This window comes from Nesterenkonia sp. HG001, from assembly GCF_034438835.1.
GTDB classification, from domain to species: Bacteria; Actinomycetota; Actinomycetes; order Actinomycetales; family Micrococcaceae; genus Nesterenkonia; species Nesterenkonia xinjiangensis.
The window spans coordinates 277,249-293,525 of record NZ_JAOSZD010000005.1; the positions used below are offsets into that span (position 1 = coordinate 277,249).

17 protein-coding genes are annotated in these 16,277 nt (G+C 69.4%); 3 read left to right on the forward strand and 14 right to left on the reverse strand.

Features of this window, described 5'->3' with window-relative positions:
* Positions 1 to 9 precede the first annotated feature (9 nt).
* From rnc to coaD, 5 genes are all read right to left on the reverse strand, one after another.
* Positions 10 to 714: a ribonuclease III gene (gene rnc / locus ODE13_RS10800; RefSeq protein WP_322479270.1), complete on the reverse strand. Its 705-nt coding sequence runs from the start codon at positions 712 to 714 to the stop codon at positions 10 to 12.
* A 68-nt stretch (positions 715 to 782) separates the two neighbouring features.
* Positions 783 to 986 (reverse strand): 50S ribosomal protein L32, encoded by a 204-nt coding sequence (gene rpmF / locus ODE13_RS10805; protein WP_179542570.1) that lies wholly within the window; start codon positions 984 to 986, stop codon positions 783 to 785.
* Positions 987 to 1,058: 72 nt separating this feature from the next.
* The gene (locus tag ODE13_RS10810) at positions 1,059 to 1,616 is read right to left on the reverse strand and encodes a YceD family protein (protein ID WP_322479271.1); all 558 of its coding nucleotides are present in this window, start codon (positions 1,614 to 1,616) and stop codon (positions 1,059 to 1,061) included.
* Positions 1,617 to 1,756: 140 nt separating this feature from the next.
* Positions 1,757 to 2,677 (reverse strand): UTP--glucose-1-phosphate uridylyltransferase GalU, encoded by a 921-nt coding sequence (gene galU / locus ODE13_RS10815; protein WP_322479272.1) that lies wholly within the window; start codon positions 2,675 to 2,677, stop codon positions 1,757 to 1,759.
* Positions 2,678 to 2,778: 101 nt separating this feature from the next.
* Entirely contained in the window at positions 2,779 to 3,261 is a 483-nt protein-coding gene (gene coaD / locus ODE13_RS10820; protein ID WP_179542569.1) for a pantetheine-phosphate adenylyltransferase, read from the reverse strand.
* Between the two features lie 69 nt (positions 3,262 to 3,330).
* Between coaD and ODE13_RS10825 the strand changes: the two genes are divergently transcribed.
* Together ODE13_RS10825 and ODE13_RS10830 are read left to right on the forward strand one after the other, a co-directional pair.
* Positions 3,331 to 4,632, forward strand: a complete 1,302-nt coding sequence (locus ODE13_RS10825; protein ID WP_322479273.1) for an aminotransferase class I/II-fold pyridoxal phosphate-dependent enzyme — start codon at positions 3,331 to 3,333, stop codon at positions 4,630 to 4,632.
* Between the two features lie 5 nt (positions 4,633 to 4,637).
* Entirely contained in the window at positions 4,638 to 5,534 is an 897-nt protein-coding gene (locus ODE13_RS10830; RefSeq protein WP_322479274.1) for a fused MFS/spermidine synthase, read from the forward strand.
* Here ODE13_RS10830 and rsmD read toward each other — a convergent pair.
* The 4 genes from rsmD to ODE13_RS10850 form a co-directional block, all read right to left on the reverse strand.
* Positions 5,507 to 6,058, reverse strand: a complete 552-nt coding sequence (gene rsmD / locus ODE13_RS10835; RefSeq protein WP_322479275.1) for a 16S rRNA (guanine(966)-N(2))-methyltransferase RsmD — start codon at positions 6,056 to 6,058, stop codon at positions 5,507 to 5,509. The two genes, ODE13_RS10830 and rsmD, sit on opposite strands and share 28 nt — an antisense overlap.
* Before the next feature lie 93 nt (positions 6,059 to 6,151).
* Complete coding sequence (locus tag ODE13_RS10840; protein ID WP_322479276.1) at positions 6,152 to 8,386, reverse strand: ATP-dependent DNA helicase RecG; 2,235 nt, start codon at positions 8,384 to 8,386, stop codon at positions 6,152 to 6,154.
* Positions 8,383 to 9,402 carry a DAK2 domain-containing protein gene (locus tag ODE13_RS10845; protein ID WP_322479277.1) on the reverse strand — a complete coding sequence of 340 codons (1,020 nt, stop codon included), beginning with the start codon at positions 9,400 to 9,402 and terminating at the stop codon, positions 8,383 to 8,385. The genes ODE13_RS10840 and ODE13_RS10845 overlap by 4 nt, the downstream gene beginning before the upstream one ends.
* Before the next feature lie 35 nt (positions 9,403 to 9,437).
* A complete protein-coding gene (locus ODE13_RS10850) occupies positions 9,438 to 10,472 on the reverse strand; it encodes an LCP family protein (protein ID WP_322479278.1) in 1,035 nt (344 codons plus the stop codon).
* A 167-nt stretch (positions 10,473 to 10,639) separates the two neighbouring features.
* On the opposite strand from ODE13_RS10850, the gene ODE13_RS10855 reads away from it, so the two are divergent.
* Positions 10,640 to 11,188, forward strand: coding sequence for a DUF3515 domain-containing protein (locus ODE13_RS10855; RefSeq protein WP_322479279.1), 549 nt, complete (start codon positions 10,640 to 10,642; stop codon positions 11,186 to 11,188).
* On the opposite strand, the gene ODE13_RS10860 is transcribed toward ODE13_RS10855, so the two are convergent.
* The 5 genes from ODE13_RS10860 to leuD form a co-directional block, all read right to left on the reverse strand.
* A complete protein-coding gene (locus ODE13_RS10860) occupies positions 11,151 to 12,311 on the reverse strand; it encodes a D-alanine--D-alanine ligase family protein (RefSeq protein WP_322479280.1) in 1,161 nt (386 codons plus the stop codon). The two genes, ODE13_RS10855 and ODE13_RS10860, sit on opposite strands and share 38 nt — an antisense overlap.
* A gap of 8 nt (positions 12,312 to 12,319) precedes the next feature.
* Positions 12,320 to 13,393 carry an NAD(P)H-dependent glycerol-3-phosphate dehydrogenase gene (locus ODE13_RS10865; RefSeq protein ID WP_322479281.1) on the reverse strand — a complete coding sequence of 358 codons (1,074 nt, stop codon included), beginning with the start codon at positions 13,391 to 13,393 and terminating at the stop codon, positions 12,320 to 12,322.
* 3 nt (positions 13,394 to 13,396) lie between these two features.
* Positions 13,397 to 14,140: a lysophospholipid acyltransferase family protein gene (locus tag ODE13_RS10870; protein WP_322479282.1), complete on the reverse strand. Its 744-nt coding sequence runs from the start codon at positions 14,138 to 14,140 to the stop codon at positions 13,397 to 13,399.
* A gap of 20 nt (positions 14,141 to 14,160) precedes the next feature.
* Positions 14,161 to 15,483, reverse strand: a complete 1,323-nt coding sequence (murA, locus tag ODE13_RS10875) for a UDP-N-acetylglucosamine 1-carboxyvinyltransferase (protein WP_322479283.1) — start codon at positions 15,481 to 15,483, stop codon at positions 14,161 to 14,163.
* Positions 15,484 to 15,667: 184 nt separating this feature from the next.
* A complete protein-coding gene (gene leuD / locus ODE13_RS10880) occupies positions 15,668 to 16,267 on the reverse strand; it encodes a 3-isopropylmalate dehydratase small subunit (RefSeq protein ID WP_322479284.1) in 600 nt (199 codons plus the stop codon).
* Between the last annotated feature and the right edge of the window lie 10 nt (positions 16,268 to 16,277).

The following is a 16,277-nucleotide window of genomic DNA, read 5'->3' on the forward strand; positions in this document are numbered from 1 at the left end:
CTCTGCGAGTCAACGGTCCAGGACGTCACCGAGGACGTCGTCGAGCACATCGTCCCTGACGGCGTCAGGTGAGCCGCCCGCCAGCTTCTCCACGGAGCGTCGAGCAGCTTCCCGCTCGGCGTCTTTCTTAGACTTGCCGGTCCCCGAGGCGTAGGCTACGCCACCGATGATCAGTGTCGCAGTGAAGCTCCTGTCATGGTCCGGTCCCGACCCTTCGATCCCATAGCGGATATCTCCCAGCCCGCGCTGGGCGGAGATCTCCTGGATCGTCGTCTTCCAGTCCTTGCCGGCACTCATCGCCTGCGCATCGGAGAGCAACGGGACCACCAGTCGCAGCACCAGGCGGCGGGCGGTCTCGAAGGAGGTCGAGAGGTAGGCAGCCCCGATGAGCGCCTCCATGGTGTCGGCGAGGATCGAGTCCTTGTCCTGGCCGCCGGTGCGCAGCTCGCCGGTGCCGAGGCTGATGTGCGGCCCGACCTGCAGGGCGCGAGCGATCCGGGCCAGAGCCCGGGTGCTCACCAACGCAGAGCGCAGCTTGGCCAGATCCCCCTCGGAGTGATCCGGATAGGTGCGGAACAGGTAGTCCGTGACGGCATAGCCCAGCACCGAGTCACCGAGGAACTCCAGACGCTCGTTGGTGGGCATCCCGTCGTTCTCGTAGGCGTAGGACCGGTGCGTCAGGGCACAGCGAAGAGTCTCGGGGGCGATGTGCACCCCGAGACTCTTCACCAGTGATTCTTGGTCATCCGCTCCGACGGGTCCGCCGGAAGGAGCCGTCGAGGTCACGCGTCGGCGACCTTGCGACCCTTGTACTCGTAAAACAGCGGGGTGCCGGCCGAGTCGGTCACGAGCTTGGCCTGGTGCGGCTGGCTGTAGACGACACGGCCGTTCTCGACCGTCTTGACCAGCGAAGGCGCCTGGGCCTTCCACTGCGAACGGCGGTGACGGGTGTTGGCACGGGACTTCTTCCGCTTCGGAACAGCCACTGTGTCTCTCTTCTCTCTCGGTGTCGGTCAGGTCATCGGCAGGGGCCGCGGCCCCTCCCCGGTGGGGTCTTGTCAGTCCTCGGGCTTGTCCAGCCCGTCCCGCAGGTCGGCCAGGGCCGCCCAGCGGGGGTCGATCTGCTCGTGGAAATGCTCGGGGTCATCCTCCATGCGGAGTCCGCACTGGGAGCACAGCCCGGGGCATTCCTCGCGACAGATCGGCTGGAACGGCAGGGCCGAGACCATAAGGTCACGGAGCACCGGTTCCAGGTCGATCCTGAGATCCTCGCCGATGAGACGCTCGTCCTCGTCCTCCCCTGATGCGTCGGCGGCGCGCTCCGGATAGGTGAACAGCTGCATGACGTCGACCGTGAGCGGCTGTCCCAGCTCCCCGAGACAGCGTCCGCACTGGCCGGACATCCGTGCCGAGACGGTGCCGGTGAGGAGCACGCCCTCATGCACCGACTCGATCCGCAGATCCAGCTCGAGGTCCTCGCCCTCGGGGAATCCCACGAGCACCGTGGAGAAACCGGCGGGCACGCCGACGGTCCTGGCGAGATGCTGTTGGGTCCCGGGTCTGCCCCGGAGCTCCTTCGCATCGATCACCAGGGCACTTCCGTGCGGTGCAGCCACGATGGAGACTCCCTGCGGACGACGAACGATTCGATCCTCGAGGACCGACGTGCCAGTCTATCCCACGCCGGCGCCGGTGACGAATCCGGCCGGAACACCCTCGGCGGCGTGTCGTCGTGGGCTCTCTGACCGGACGCGGATCACAGACCGGGGACGAACTCCTTGAGCCAGGTCCGCAGGTCCGCGCCGAGATCCTCGCGGTCCACCGCCAGGGTCACCACGGCTTTGATGTAGCTCAACTTGTCCCCGGTGTCATAGCGGCGTCCGCGGAAGACCACCGCGTGCACCCCGCCACCCTGCTCGGCCGGAGTCGAGGCCATCGTCTGCAACGCATCGGTCAGCTGGATCTCACCACCACGTCCCGGAGGGGTCTGCTCGAGCCGATCGAAGATCGCCGGATGCAGCACGTACCGGCCGATGATCGCCAGATTCGACGGCGCCTCCTCCACGGGGGGCTTCTCCACGAGCCCGGTGACCGGCACCACGGTCTCGTCACCGTTCTCCGTGAGCCCGGCACCCGCACGCCCGGTGTCGACCACCCCGTAAGCGCTGATGTCCTCGACCGGGACCTCCATCACCGCGATCACGGATCCGCCGAGCTCCAGCTGGGTGTTCAGCATTGTGGTCAGCAGCTCGTCCCGGGGGTCGATCAGGTCATCGCCCAGCAGCACCGCGAAGGGCTCATCCCCGACGTGCTGACGAGCACACAGCACTGCGTGCCCCAGTCCTTTGGGGTCTCCCTGGCGCAGATAGTGGATGTCGCCGAGCTCGGTGGCCTCCCGGACCGCCGCCAGCTTCGCGGTGTCCCCCTTGGCCTCCAGAGTGGCCTCCAGCGCCGGAACCCGATCGAAGTGATCCTCCAGCGAACGCTTGTTGCGCCCGGTGATCATCAGGATGTCATCCAGGCCCGCGGCGGAGGCCTCCGCCACCACGTACTGGATGGCCGGCTCGTCCACCACCGGCAGCATCTCCTTGGGCATGGCCTTCGTCGCCGGGAGGAAGCGGGTCCCCAGGCCCGCCGCTGGAATCACGGCCTTGCTGATCGGCTTCATGCTGCTCATCGACCTCTCTCTGGTTCACGCCTCGGGTACCGAGGACTGATGGTACGAAGGACCGCAGTATCGGGGAATCTAGCATGTCACCGACTCCGCCGCGGCGTGGTTCAGGCCTCGTGACGCCGTTCCGCGAGACGCCGCTGCGCGGCCCGAGGCACATGTTCGGAGACATCTCCGCCCAGGCTGTGAACCTCCTTGATCAGGGTGGAGGACAGATGTGTGTAACGACCGTCGGCAGGCAGGTAGATCGTCTCGAGCCCGGAGAGGTGGCGATTCATCGTCGCCATCGGGGTCTCATAGGAGAGGTCCTTGGCATCCCGCAGCCCTTTGACGACCGCGTTGGCGCCGTGGGCCTTGCAGAACTCGGCCAGCAGTCCCTCGCCCAGCGGCCTCACCGTCACTCCGCGCACATAGGCGAAGGTCTCCTGGACCATCTCCATGCGTTCCTCCACGGAGAACATGGGCCTCTTGTGCATGTTCGGGGACACCGCCACGATGACCTCGTCGAACAGGTTGGAGGCACGAGCGATGATCTCGACATGCCCGTTGTGCAGGGGGTCGAAGGATCCGGGGCACACGGCTGACTGCATGTACAGGACACTACTGCAGGTGACCCCTCCTCGGCGGGAGGGAAGACCGATGTGTCTACGATGGGAGGCATGCTCTCCCGCTCCGGCCACCAGTCTGAATCCGCCTCCGCCGCCCTCTCCCGCGTCCCCTTGGACCACCGCCCCCTCTGGGCCAAGGCGGCGATCGGGGCCAACACGTTCGACTTCGAGACCGCCACGGTGCTGCCCACCATCTATGAGCGCACCACCGCCGCCGCCCTGGCCCATGATGCCGTGAACCTCGGACAGGGCTTCCCTGACCGGGAGGGTCCGGATTGGCTCCAGGCCGCCGCCGCGGAGGCCATCACGGATCCGCAGGTGGGCCCGCCGAACCAGTACGCCCCCGGACTCGGACTGCCGGTGCTGCGCGAAGCCGTCGCCGAGGACCACCGGCGGCGATACGACGTCACCCTGGACCCCGCCGAGCAGGTCATGATCACCACCGGCGCCACAGAGGGCATCACGGCGGCGATCCTGGCCTTCGCCGAACCCGGCTCCGAGGTCCTGACCTTCGAGCCGCACTACGACTCCTACGGCGCCTGCACCGCCCTGGCCGGCGCCGAGCTGAAGGGCGTGCCGTTGCGCGCACCGGACTTCCGCCCGGACGTCGACGCCCTGGAGGCCGCCGTCACGGACCGGACATCGCTCATCCTGCTCAACACCCCCCACAACCCGACGGGAACGGTCTTCAGCCCGGAGGAGCTGCGCCGGGTGGTCGACATCGCCCGGCGCCATGGGCTGCGCATCATGTGTGACGAGGTCTATGAGCACCTGGTCTTCGACGACGCCACCCATCGCCACCGCACGATCCTCTCGGTCCCCGGCGCTCAGGAGGTGGCCGTCGCCGTGGGCTCGGCCGGAAAGTCCTTCTCGCTCACCGGCTGGAAGGTCGGCTGGATCACCGGCTCCACGGAGCTGCTCAACAAAGTGCGCGGGGTCAAGCAGTTCCTCAGCTTCTCCTCGGGACCCGCCTACCAGTGGGCGATCGCCCAGGGCCTGCGTGATGACCGCGGGTTCTTCGCCGCCAACGCCGCCGCGCTCGCCGCCGGCCGGGACCTGCTGCGCGGGGGCCTCCGGGAGGCCGGGCTGCGCCCGAATCGGGCGGAGGCCGGGTACTTCGTGGTCGCCGACATCGCCGAGGTCACCGAGCTCTCCGGCCCGCAGTTCTGCGAGGTGCTGACGCGCGAGGTCGGCGTCGCCGCGATTCCGGTCGCCGCGCTGACCATCCAGCATCGCGCCAGCACGGACGACGAGCTGCAGCGACTGGTCCGCTTCGCGTTCTGCAAGGAGCCGCGGACCATCGAGGAGGCCATGCGCCGACTGCGCGAGCGCCTTCCCGCGGCATTGGGCTGAGCACCATGGTCCACCCCGAGGAGAACCCCGCGGCGCGGACGCCGACACCCAGCCCGCCGCACACCCTCCCGCGCAGCATCGGGCTCTCCGGCTCGGGCACTCTGGCCGAGCTGCGAGCCGACGATCTCACCGAGGCCGGAGTGGTGCTGACCATCGACGGCGTCGAGCAGTCCCATGTGGAGACGGACGACCCCGGCTGGCTGCTGCATGACTACACGGTGCGGATCGGCGCGGTGCTCGACGCGCTGGGAGACGGCACCGCCTCGACCAGAGGACGGCGCGTGCTGCACCTCGGCGCCGGGGCCCTGACCCTGCCGCGCTGGGTGGAGCACCGAGCTGCAGAACGACACCTGCCCGCCCCCGAGCAGATCGTGCTGGACCTCGAGCCCGAGCTGATGGATTTCGTGCTCGAGACGCTGCCGATGCGCACCCGCCCGCACACGATCGTCGCGGACGCCGCCGCAGCCCTGGCTCCCAGCGGGGCGCTGGCCGGACGTCACCACGACGCCGTCGTCGTCGACCTCTTCAACAGTGCCGACGCCCCCGAGGCGGTCACCTCCACGCAGTTCTGCCGCAGGCTCGGAGCGATCGTGGCCCCCGGCGGGGTGCTGGTGATGAACCTGGGTGACGAGCCGGGACTGGCCTTCGCCCGCCCGCTGATCAGCCGGCTGGTGTCCGGCGCCGCGGCCGGGGAGGCCGTACGGTGCCTGGTCACCGCCCCTGCCGATGTCCTCGAAGGCGCCGTCGCGGGGAACCTGGTGGTCGCCGTCGCCGACGCTCCGATCCGGTCCCGCGCCGCCGAGGCGATCTGGGCCGCCGGACCACATCCGTGCGAGGTGCTCAGCGGGCATGAGCTTCAGGTCTGGCTCGCGGCTCAGGAGGGCTCGGCGAACCAGATCTGAGTGGTGCCGTAGGCGCGCTCCTGGAAACGTTCCAGGCCTTCCGGCCAGCTGGGCTCCGGGCTCCGGGCGTCTCGCTCGACCACCACTGTGGCCGCGGGATGGAGCTGCGGGACCGCCGCGGACAGCAGAGCCGTGAGCTCCTGCTCCTCGAGGGCGTAGGGCGGGTCGAGGAAGAGCAGCTCGATCGGCGCGTCGTCACGCCGCTGCAGGTGACGCAGCGCGTCACAGCGGTGCACTGTGGCCCGGTGCGCCTCGAAGAACGTCACGTTGCGCTGCAGGGTGCGCAGCGCGGGTTCGGCCCGGTCCACCAGCTCCACGTGGCGGGCGCCGCGGCTGAGCGCCTCCAGCCCCAGCGCCCCCGAGCCGGCGAAGAGGTCCACGACGACGGCGTCCTCGAGGGCGTCATAGACCTCGAGCCGGGAGAACAGCGACTCCTTGACCCGATCGCTCGTGGGCCGAGTCCCCTCCCCGGGGACCGACGCCAGACGGCGGCCCTTATGCGTGCCGGCGATGATACGCGCCACTGATGCGCCTCTCTGTCGGTCGTGCGGGATGTCGGTCGTGCGGGGTGTCGGTCGTGCGGGGTGTCGGCCGTCCGGGGTGTCGGCCGGCTCGGCTCAGCCGCGCTCCAGGTAGGCGTCGGCACCGTCGCTGCGGGCGATCCAGGCGTCGATCGCCTCCCGCAGCGCGGCGTGGCCCTCCCACTGCGGATCTGCCGCCGTCATGGCCTGCACGTGGTCGGCGGCACCGGCGATGACCTGCTCGTCCCGGACGATGCGCAGCAGTTTCAGCGTGGTGCTGCGGCCGGCCTGGGAAGCGCCGAGCACATCGCCCTCGCGCCGACGCTGGAGGTCCAGCCGAGCCAGCTCCATGCCGTCGCTGTGCGCGGCGACCTCCTCCAGACGCTCCAGGGACGGGTGCTCGTCCGGCAGCCGGGTGACCAGCAGACAGAGACCCTGCGCGGAACCGCGGCCGATGCGGCCGCGGAGCTGATGCAGCGTGGAGATGCCGAAGGCGTCGGCGTCGAGCACCGCCATCACGGTGGCGTTGGGGACGTCCACCCCGACCTCGATGACGGTGGTGGAGAGCAGCACATCGATCTCTCCGCGTTCGAAGGCCGTCATCACCGCCTCCTTCTGGGTCGCGTCCATCCGACCGTGCAGGCTGGCCAGGCGCAGTCTGCCGATCAGCGGATGCTCCGCGAGCCGCTCGGCGAGCAGCTCCACGGAGGCGTCCTGCTCGATCTGTACCCCGGTCTCCGGATCCTCGCGCTGGTCCGACTCGGAGATCTTCGGGCAGACCACATAGGCCTGATGCCCGGCGGCGACCTCTTCAGCGATGCGCTCCCAGACCCGGCCGATGACCCGCGGGCCCTGGACCATCCGAGCCACATGGGTGCGGATCGGCTGCCGGCCGGCCGGCAGCCCGTCCAGGACGGTCAGCTCGAGATCGCCGAACACCGTCATCGCGACCGATCGAGGGATCGGGGTGGCCGACATGACCAGCATGTGCGGGGTGACCGTATAGCGGTGCCGCAGAGCGTCACGCTGCTCGACGCCGAAACGATGCTGCTCGTCGACGACGACTATCCCCAGGTCGGCGAACTGGACCTTCTCCCCCAGCAGCGCGTGGGTGCCGACGACGATGCCCGCCGCTCCGGAGGCGATGTCCAGCAGCGCCTGTCGACGCTCCCCGGTGCTCATCGAGCCGGTCAGCAGAGTGACCTTCACCGCCGGGGCGTCATCCGGGCTGTCCCAGGCCGAGAGCAGATCCGTGCCGGCCAACGCACCGAGCATCCCCCGCAGCGACCGCTCGTGCTGGGCGGCCAGCACCTCCGTGGGCGCGACCAGGGCCGCCTGCCCCCCGGCGTCCACGACCTGGAGCATCGCACGCAGCGCCACCAGCGTCTTGCCGGAGCCGACCTCGCCCTGCAGCAGGCGGTTCATCGGCTCGGCGCCGGCCAGATCCGCGGCGATCAGCTCCCCGCAGCCTCGCTGTCCGGCGGTGAGGGTGAAGGGCAGGGCGGCCTCGAAGACCCCGAGCAGCCCGCCCTCGCGACGCGGCCGCGGGTGCCCGACGCCGGGACCCGCCACCGCACGACGCCGGGCCAGCAGCGCCTGCAGCAGGAAGGCCTCCTGGAATCGCAGCCGACGCAGCCCCTCAGCGGGGTCCTCCATGCGCGCGGGCCGGTGGATCAGCAGGTAGGCGGTGGCCAGACCGCAGAGGTCCTCAGAGTCGGCCACCTCGACAGGCACCGGATCCGGCCAGGTGTCGAGGTCGACCATCTCCAGCACCAGTCGCACGCAGCGGTAGATCTCCCAGCTCGAGACCTTCGCCGTGGCCGGATACAACGGGACCGGAGTGGTCCGCCCCTCCCCCGGCAGCGGAGCGCCCGACGGTCCATGGGCGGGGAGCCCCGGCGGCTCCTCGGCGTCCTCCCGCAGGACCGAATAGTCGGGATTGTTCAGGGTCAGCCGGCCCCCATAGCTGCCGACCTTGCCGTGGAACATCGCCCGGACCCCGGAGTTCAGATCACGGAAGGCCCCGTGTCCCTGGAAGAAGGCCATCTGGAGACGGACGCCGTCGTCGTCCTCGACGAGCACCTCCACCAGGAAGCCGCGGCGACGCTGCATGCGCCGTTTGGACGAGCTGACCACCCGGGCAACGAAGGTCACGTGCTCGTCCTCGCGCAGCTCGGCCAGTGAGGAGAGCTGCCCGTGCTCGACCCAGCGGCGCGGGATGTGCTCGAGCAGATCTTCAGCGGTGCGCAGTCCGAGCTCACGTTCCAGAGTGCGCGCGGAGGCCTCACCGAGCAGCCGGTCCAGCGGCGTGTGCGGTCCGTGTCCGCTCATCCGCCGAGCTCCGTGAGGGTGAGCGCCTCGACCGAACCGGCGGCGCGGATCGCCTCAGCAGTGGGCCCACGCCGGGCGGTGTGGACGTGCACTCGCCAGCGGTAGGCTCCCGCGGCATCCGCCTCGACGTCGACGGGGGTGATGATGACCGAATCCCCGAGCTCATCGAGCCGGTGCCGCAGCGACGCGGCGCCGAGCGGGTCCAGGCGGACGGTGGCCATGATCTCCACCAGGCGGCTCGCGGCGGCATGCTCGGTCTGCTGCGGGGACGTGGACGCGGCAGGGCCCGTGGGGGACCCATCCTGAGCGGCGCCGACGGGCTCCTGCGGCGCCGGTCCGAGCAGACCGGGCAGCCCGTCCAGGAGGTCCTCGGCGAGCTCCTCCCCACAGACCGTGGCACGCAGCGCATCGAAGATCAGCAGCAGGCCGGTGCCGCCGGCGTCGACCACCCCGGCGGCGCGCAGCACGTCCAGCTGATCCACGGTGGCCTCCACCGCGGCTCGACCGGAGCGCAGCGCCCGGTGCAGACATTCCTCGAGCGCGGCGCGGCTCTCCGGCTCCTCGGCGGTGAGGGCGCTGGAACGGATCTCCGCGGCGATGGCGTCGAGCACCGAAAGCATGGTCCCGGCCACGGGTTCGGACAGGGCGCTCCACGCCCGCAGGCTGGCCCGTTCCAGACCGTCGGCCAGCCCGGGCGCGGTGAGCCGCTGATGCCCATGGAGGGGCTCGGCGATGCCGGAGAGCAGCACCGCCAGCAGGGTCCCGGAGTTGCCGTGGGCCTCCACCATGGCCGAAGATCCCACAGCGGCCAGCAGCTCGCCCAGATCCTCCTGCTCGGAGCTCTCCACAGCACGACGACAGGTGCGCACCGCGGCGAGCATGTTCGTCCCCGTGTCCGAGTCCGGGACGGGGAACACGTTGAGCAGGTCCAGCTGGCCCCTTCGGGCGTCGAGGGACTGCTCCGCGAGCGCGAACCAGCCCTGCACCGCCTGGCGGCCCTTGACCTTGCCCCTCATGGTCCTCCTCGTGCTGCGTTCTGGTGCCGGCGGCGCTAGAGGTCGCGCTCGTCCACGTACTCCTGGAGCGTGCCGTCGTTCAGGGCCTCGGAGATCTCCGCCATCGACTGGGTGTCCTGGTTCCAGATCCACTGGCCGTCGGGAGAACGTCCGGAGTCGCCGGTCGGGAGCGTGAAGAGCTGGATGTCTCCGGCGGCGCCGCGCATCTGCCAGGCCAGCGAGCCCACGGCCCGAGCGTCCAGGGTGTCGTCGACCACCAGATGCGGCGAGAAGGTCTCTACCATGTCCTGCACCTGGCCGGGGTTGGTCAGGTTCGAGGGAGAGAGCGACTCCTGGACCACCGCGCGGATGAAGGCCTGCTGATTACGCACTCGCTGCAGGTCCCCGTCGGGGAACGTCGCGCGGTGCCGCACGAAGGAGAGCGCCTGCTCGGAGTCCATGTGCTGCACGCCCGGTTCGAAGGTGTGCCCCTCCCCGGTGGTGAAGGCCTCGGAGTAGCTGGAGTTGACGTCCACTCCCCCCAGGGCCTCGACCAGGCCGATGAAGCCAAGCATGTCCACCGAGGTGACATGGTCGATGCGCACGTCGAACAGGCCCTCGAGGGTGTCGACGGTCAGCGCGATCCCACCGAGCGCCAGCGGCGCGTTGACCTTGTGCCAACCGTGCTCAGGCACCTCGACCCAGAGGTCACGCGGGATGGACATCACCTGCAGGCTGTCCCGGTCCTCCGGGATGTGCACCAGCATCATCGTGTCGGAGCGCCCACCCTGCGGCACCCGAGGAAGGTCCTCGGACTCGCCGGAGCCGCCATGGTCGTCCGAACCGATCAGCAGGACGTTGATCGAGTCGTCGTCCTTGGCGGGACGCCCCTCCTCGTCCGGGAAGACATCCTCCTCGGCGAAGGTCTGGACATTGTCCTCGTAGCTCCGGGAGAGCGAGTTCAGATACATCAGCGCGGCGACGAGCGCGCCTGCGACCAGGATCACCAAGGAACCCAGCACGATGCCGATGGTGATCCGGCTGCGCTTCTTCCGTCTCTGACGCGCCGTATCGACGGTCTCTTCTGCCATATGTGCTCCTCAGCTGGGCGCGCCCCTGCCGTCGGACGGCGGGTCTCCCCGCGAACGGCGTCCGACGGTCGACGTGCAATGAACGGGTCGACGTCGTCCCAGGATATGCCAGAACTGTGACGAGCCGTGACAGCCCTTCCGTGGGCCGCTCAGCTACGGTGTCGTGCATGCCCGTTCTCCGGACCGACTCGAGCCGCCGCCGACTGCACGTCCCGACCCTGATTCCCGTCGTCGCGACACTGACCGCCTGCTCCGGGGGCGTGGCCTCTGTGGAGCCCGCCCCGCACGCCGCCGACCCGCTGTGCGCCCAGGTGATGCTGGCCCTGCCGGAGGTGATCGGCGAACACGACCAGCGCGAGACCGACTCGCAGGGCACCGCGGTCTGGGGCGACCCGAGTCAGGTGGTCGTGCGCTGCGGAGTGGAGCCGCCGGGCCCCAGCCCGGAGCACTGTGTGAGCGCCGACGGCGTCGACTGGCTCGCGCTGGAGGAGGGCTCAGCCGACTGGCGGCTGATCAGCTACGGCCGGCAGCCCGCGGTGGAGGTGCTGCTCGATGTCGAAGAGGTCCCATCCTCGACGGTGATGCTGGCGCTCTCCGGAGCAGTGGAGCGGATCGATCAGACCCGCGAATGCACCTCCACCGAGCAGGACATCGAGGACACCGCGGACGGCTCGGACGTCAGCGAAGACCGACAGGACGCTGAAGAGCCAGGGTGATCAGCTCGGTGATCAGCTCCGAGTAGTCGATCCCAGTGGCTCTCCACATCTGCGGGTACATGCTGATCGGAGTGAAGCCGGGCATGGTGTTGATCTCATTGATCACGATCTCCCCGGCATCGGTGTAGAAGAAGTCCACCCGGGAGATGCCCTCGGCGTCCACCGCTTCGAAGGCGATCACCGCCTGCCGCCGGATCTCCTCGGCGACCTCCGCCGGCAGGTCCGCAGGACAGCTGAGGTCGGCCGCCGCAGAGTCTGTGTACTTGGCCGTGAAGTCATAGAACTGATGGGATTCGCCGCCGTCGTGGACGACGATCTCCCCCAGCTGCGAGGCGCGCGGGGACTCCCCCTCGCGACCGTCCAGGACGCCGCACTCGATCTCACGGCCGGAGATGCCCTCTTCGATGACCACCTTGGGGTCGTGCTTCTGCGCGAGCGCCACTGCCTCGTCGAGCTGTTCCCAGGCGTCCACGCGGGTGATCCCCACGGAGGAGCCGGCGCGTGCAGGCTTGACGAACACCGGCAGCTCGAGCCGACGCACCCGGTCCAGCGCCGCCTGCGGGTCGCGGCGCCACTGTCGGGCGCTCAGCGTCTCGTACCGGCCCACCGTCAGTCCGGCGGCTTCGAAGGCGACCTTCATGAAGTGCTTGTCCATGCCCACGGCCGAAGCCAGCACCCCGGCGCCCACGTAGGGCACCCCGACGGACTCCAGCATCCCCTGCAGGGTGCCGTCCTCGCCGAAGGGCCCGTGCAGCAGGGGCAGCACGACGTCGACAGGTCCCAGCAGCGTGCTCTCGCCGGCAGGACCGACCTCGAGCAGCTCGCCGGTGCGGGCTCCGGCCCCGTCGGCGCCGCCGTGCAGCGTCACCGTGGAGGCGGTCGGCGCCACTCGGGGCAGGGCCCCGCCGTTGAAGGTGTGGGTCCGCGGATCCACGGTGGGGCGGGTCCACTGGCCGGAGGCCGTGATCCCCACCGGCACGACGTCGAACTGCTCCTCGTCCACGGCCTTGAGCACTCCGGCTGCGGTCACGCAGGAGACCGCGTGCTCCGAGGAGCGGCCGCCGTAGAGGACGAGCACACGAGGGCGAGGCTGAGCAGGTCCGGGCTGCACTGGTTCAGGCATGGAGAGGGTCACTTCCCTTCGGCTTTGAGGTCTCGGGCCAGCAGCAGCGAGGCGATGCGGTCCACCGCGAGCGTGCCCTCGAGTACGGCCACGACCGCCTCAGAGATCGGCATCTCCACGCCGTGGCGGCGCGCCAGGTCGACCACGGCCGAGCCTGACTTCATCCCTTCGGCGGTCTGGGTCAGCTCGGCGGTGACCTGCTCGGCGGTCAGGCCGTCTCCGAGGAGCCGGCCGGCGCTGCGATTGCGGGACAGCGGCGAGGCGCAGGTGGCCACAAGGTCGCCCAGCCCGGCCAGCCCGGAGAAGGTCTCCAGCTGGCCGCCCAGGACGCTGGCCAGCCGTGTGGTCTCGGCCAGGCCGCGGGTGATCACCGAGGCCTTGGAGTTGTCCCCGAGGCGCTGGCCGTCGCAGATGCCCACGGCCAGGGCGATGACGTTCTTGACGATGCCGGCGATCTCCACTCCGACGACGTCGGTGTTCGTGTAGGGCCGGAAGTAGGCGTTGTTGCACAGTGCGGCGATCCGCTCGGCCACGGACACCTCCGCGCAGGCGACCACCGAGGCGGTGGGCTCCTCCCGGGCGATCTCCATGGCCAGGTTGGGCCCGGAGACGACGGCGACGCGCGCAGGCCCCACGCCGAGCTCCTCGGCGATCACCTCGGACATGCGCATGTCGGTGCCGCGCTCGAGACCCTTGATCAGAGAGACCAGCACGGCCTCGTCGTCCAGCACCTCTCCCACGGCGGTCAGGTGCGAGCGCAGCGACTGGGCCGGCACGGCCAGGACGACGACCTCCGCGTCCGTCACCGCTTCGGCGATGTCGGTGGTCGCGCGCACGCACTCGGGCAGAGGGACGCCACCCAGGTAGGAGGTGTTCGTGTGGTTCCCGGTGATCTCTCGGGCGACCTCCTCGCGGCGGGCCCACAGCACGACCTCGATCGGGCTGCCGGAGGATCGGGCCGCATCGCCGAGGACCTTCGCGAACGTGGTGCCCCAGCTGCCGGCGCCCAGCACCGCGATCCGGGCGCCGTGCTGCGCCCCGGAGGACGGTTCAGCCTGCCGGGCGATGTTCTGCACGTTCATGGATCACCCTTCCTGGACCTGACGACGCGGGACCCGCTGGCGCAGCGCGCGGTCCCAGATGAGTTCGGGCGGCTCCTCGCCGCGCAGTGCGGCCACTCCTTCGGTGAGTGCATCCTCGATGCGCTCGGTGGCCCGGGCCAGCACCTTGCGCGTGCTGGGGAGCTCCCGTAGGTCGGCGACATCCACCGGATCCCCCACGCGCAGCCGGTACCGGGGGCGTGGCAGGATCCTGGGGACCTTCCCGTAGGGAGCCAGCAGACCCTGGACTCCCCAATGGGTGATCGGCACGACGGGGACCCCGGTGCTCAGCGCCAGGCGAGCGGCGCCGGTCTTGGCACGCATGGGCCACAGCTGAGGGTCCCGGGTGAGCGTCCCTTCGGGATAGATGACGATGGCTCCGCCTGCCGCCAGGGCCTCACGGGCCTGGTGGAGGGACCGTTGCGCGCCCCGCTGGTCCCGCGCCACGGGGATCTGCTCCAGTCGGCCCAGCATGCCGCCGAACACCGGGATCCTGAACAGCGAGTCCTTGGCCAGGAAGTGCGGGGTGCTGCCGCTGCTGTACACGGCGTGGGCGACCACCAGCGGGTCGATCTCAGTGATGTGGTTGGCCACCGCGATGAAGCCCCCGCGCGGAAGTCGGTCCAGGCCGTCCCACTGCTTGCTCAGGACCAGGTTCAGGGCTGGGCGCACCGCGTTTGCGGCGGCACGGATGCTGAGCGAGGTCGGGGTGTGGCGAGGAGGTGTCACAGCAGAGAGCCTACCCAGCCTCAGCGGCCAGTCATCTCGACGTCAGCGCCGAGTCCGGCGATCTTGTCGATGAACCGCTCATAGCCGCGGTTGATGATCTCGATGCCGGTGACGCGAGAGGTGCCCTGGGCGGCGAGTGCCGCGATGAGGTGGGAGAAGCCCCCGCGCAGGTCGGGCACGTCGATGTCGGTGCCCTTCAGCTCGGAGGGCCCGGAGATGACGGCCGAGTGCAGGAAGTTCCGCTGGCCGAAGCGGCAGGGGTTGGACCCCAGGCATTCACGGTGGAGCTGGATGGAGGCTCCCATCCGTTTGAGCGCCTCGGTGAATCCGAAGCGGTTCTCGTAGACGGTCTCGTGGACGATGGAGACCCCATGGGCCTGGGTGAGCGCGACGACCATCGGCTGCTGCCAGTCGGTCATGAAGCCCGGGTGGACGTCGGTCTCCAGGACGAGGGGCTTCAGCGGGTCCCCGGCGTGCCAGAAGCGGATGCCGTCGTCGTCGACCTCGAATTCCCCGCCGATCTTCCGGTAGGTGTTCAGGAAGGCGGTGAGGTCGCGCTGGGCCGCACCGTGGACGTAGATGTCACCGCGGGTGACCAGCGCGGCGGAGGCCCAAGAGGCGGACTCGTTGCGGTCCGGGATCGCCCGGTGCCGGAATCCGCTGAGCCGGTCCACTCCCTCGATGCGGATCGTCCGGTCGGTGTTGACCGAGATGATCGCGCCCATCTGCTGCAGGATCGCGATGAGGTCGTGGATCTCGGGCTCCACCGCGGCGTTCTTCAGCTCCGTGATGCCCTCAGCCATGACGGCGGTGAGCAGCACCTGCTCAGTGGCGCCCACCGAGGGGTAGGGAAGGTCGAGCTTGGCACCCTTGAGGCCCTTGGGCGCGGTGATATGGATGCCGGTGACCTGCTTGTCGACGACGGCGCCGAAGGTCCGCAGGACCTCCAGGTGGTAGTCGATCGGGCGGTCGCCGATGCGGCAGCCACCCAGATCCGGGATGAAGGCCTCCCCGTTCTTATGCATCAGGGGACCGCAGAAGAGGATCGGGATGCGCGAGTCGCCCGCATGGGTGTCGATCTCGGAATGCTCCGCATTGCGCATCTGCCGCGGGTCCAGGGTGAGGTCACCGGTCTCCGGCTCGACGTCGACGGTCACCCCGTGGATGGTCAACAGATTCGTGACGATCTCGACGTCCTTGATCTCCGGCACGTTGCGGAGCTTCGAAGGTTCGCTGCCGAGCAGAGAGGCGACCATGGCCTTCGGCACGAGGTTCTTCGCGCCGCGGACCCGGACGCTGCCCTCGAGGGGCTTTCCACCCTGGATGGTGAGCAGTTTGGCCATAGTGACTCGACGATCCCTTCGTGATGCACAGGAGATGTGGCCTTGCCACTGTATCCAACGTCGTGGACGCCGTCGGACAATTCAGCCACGCGGGAAGGCAACGATTCCATGACGGGGGATCTTCCCAGCCGGTTCCCAGCGGATCCCCAGCATCACGGCGATCCAGGTCACTGCCCCGGAGGGATCAGATCCGGGCCGGGAGCGTCCTGGGCTTCCAGCGGGGACGCGTCGCCTCGAATCGCGAGATGTCCTCGGCGTGGGTGAGCGTCAGCGAGATGTCGTCGAAGCCTTCCATGAGACGCCAGCGGGTGTAGTCGTCGATCTCGAAGGTCGACTCCACCGAACCGCAGCGCACGGTGCGGGCCTCCAGGTCCACCTCCACCTCGGCGCCGGGCTCCTTCTCGAGCTCCTTCCAGATGAGCTCGACGTCGGGCTGGGCCACCTGGGCCGTGACCAGCCCCTGCTTTCCGGAGTTGCCGCGGAAGATGTCGGCGAAGCGTGAGGCGATGATCACACGGAATCCGTAGTCCTTGAGCGCCCACACGGCGTGCTCGCGCGAGGATCCGGTGCCGAAGTCGGGACCGGCGACCAGCACTGTGCCCTCGCGGTAGGCGTCCTGGTTCAGGATGAACTCAGGATCCCTGCGCCAGGAGGAGAACAGCGCGTCCTCGAAGCCGGTGCGGGTGATCCGCTTCAGGTACACCGCCGGGATGATCTGGTCGGTGTCCACGTTGGAGGCGCGCAGCGGGACGCCGACGCCGGTGTGCCGGATGATGGGTTCCATGCTCGATTCA